This window comes from Okeania sp. SIO2F4 (genome assembly GCF_010672385.1).
Taxonomy (GTDB): domain Bacteria; phylum Cyanobacteriota; class Cyanobacteriia; order Cyanobacteriales; family Microcoleaceae; genus Trichodesmium.
The window spans coordinates 1-1,661 of the sequence record NZ_JAAHGT010001351.1; the positions used below are offsets into that span (position 1 = coordinate 1).

Annotated in this window: 2 protein-coding genes; one reads left to right on the forward strand and one right to left on the reverse strand. The window is 36.2% G+C overall.

All coding sequences use genetic code 11. The features are described 5' to 3' along the window. A partial coding sequence (locus F6K22_RS40330) for a hypothetical protein (protein WP_293110719.1) occupies window positions 1-319 on the forward strand: 319 nt, incomplete at its 5' end. A gap of 1,216 nt (window positions 320-1,535) precedes the next feature. Here F6K22_RS40330 and F6K22_RS40335 read toward each other — a convergent pair. Next, entirely contained in the window at window positions 1,536-1,619 is an 84-nt protein-coding gene (locus tag F6K22_RS40335) for a phosphoadenosine phosphosulfate reductase domain-containing protein (protein WP_293110721.1), read from the reverse strand. Between the last annotated feature and the right edge of the window lie 42 nt (window positions 1,620-1,661).

The following is a 1,661-nucleotide window of genomic DNA, read 5'->3' on the forward strand; positions in this document are numbered from 1 at the left end:
TCTCTATTTAAAAGCCTGTGGAATTATGCCCTACGGTACTGTTCAAACCTCAGAAACTTTGGTTCTCTGGTACTTGATGCGAGGAAGTTTTTCCATGCACAAGGATTCCTGTGCAAAACTCTATAACTCTTTTCTTGGTCAGCATTCCCTCTCTTGGTCGGCGTTCCTATGGCCAGGAAACCTCGCCTGGAACAAACCCCTTGCGCCTGAGTGGGACACGGGTTCTGGCCGCAGTTTTCAAGGTGCTAATGCGCTACGATTAATAGCTAGGTTTTTTAGAGCGGTTGAATACCTTTCTGCTTCTTTAAGCATAGCATAAAGTTGCCCTAAAAGGGCAAGGCTTTAAACCAAATTTTTCGGTAATATAAATTACCTGCATCAAAAATGGGCGTTGCTGAATAAATGTATGATATCTGGAACTCAGAACTCAGAACTCAGAACTCAGGAGATAGAAAGAAGTTTTTTTTCCCAACCAAAAGTGGGAACTAGATATGATTTGCACTTATATTAATGACTCGGCAAGAGTCCAGTAGTGGAGTTTCTTTCACACCGTGTTTCAGCAAAGCCCAAAAATTCTATAACTATTAAAACATCAGAGATGTTACTATGCCACCAATACCATCTTATTTAATACCTCTAATAATTATATTAGTAATTGTACCATCATTTGTAGCTATCTTATTAAGAATGGTACTTTATTTTGACTTAGCAAATCAGGGAAATAAAGTTAGGAGACTGATTAATCAGCAGTCAGTAAAGAAGCCAAGATTTATCGAATATTTAGAGGGCAGATTTGCCGATGCTAGCAGTAAACTAGAGCAAGTTAATACAGGAGCATTAATAGATCAAGTTTACAGTAGACAGCGATTATTAGGATTAGTTTCTTATGAACAAATAGAATATTTTTGTCGAATTTTACCCAATCTACTTGTATCTTTTGGATTATTAGGTACTTTTGTCGGTATTACTATTAATTTAACTTCTTTGAGCCAAACAATTAGCGATACTAATGCTACCGATGTTAGTAGTTTGCTCAAGGAATTAGAAGTACCATTACGAGGTATGGGAATTGCTTTTACGAGCAGCTTAGTAGCAATATTATTTAGTGCTGTAGTTACATCAGTTAATTTGATTTTCAATACTAGCCTTGCCAAAAGTAGATTAATCAGTTTACTAGAAGACTATTTAGATAATATTTACTTACAAACTATCGAAGGTCAAACTCAGCTTGACAAAGTAGTAAAAGCTGTCGCCTATTCCTTTGAAGGATTTTTAACAAGATTTGGTCAAACAGTTAGAGTCGGAGTAGAGTCAGCTCTACAAGATAAAATTCAAGAAATTTATAACGCTAATGCTACTACAAGTAAATTAGCAGAACAGACTTTTGTAAGATTAGGAGAAGCTGCTGCTACTGTTGCTAAAAGTTCTAAAGATTTTCAGATAGCTTCCGATAGATTTCTAGAGGTAGCACAAATATTTGAAAATAGTCAGTTTCCGCAAAAGTTAGCTAATTCTACAGCAGAATTAGCAAATATTCAAATGCTTTGGTCTTTACGCTGTCCAGTAATCCAAGCATCGACGGTTGCAAGTTTGCGACGTAGTGGCTTAACTTTTCGAATTGCACAACATTCTTTATGACCATCCTCATAGAAACTAAATAG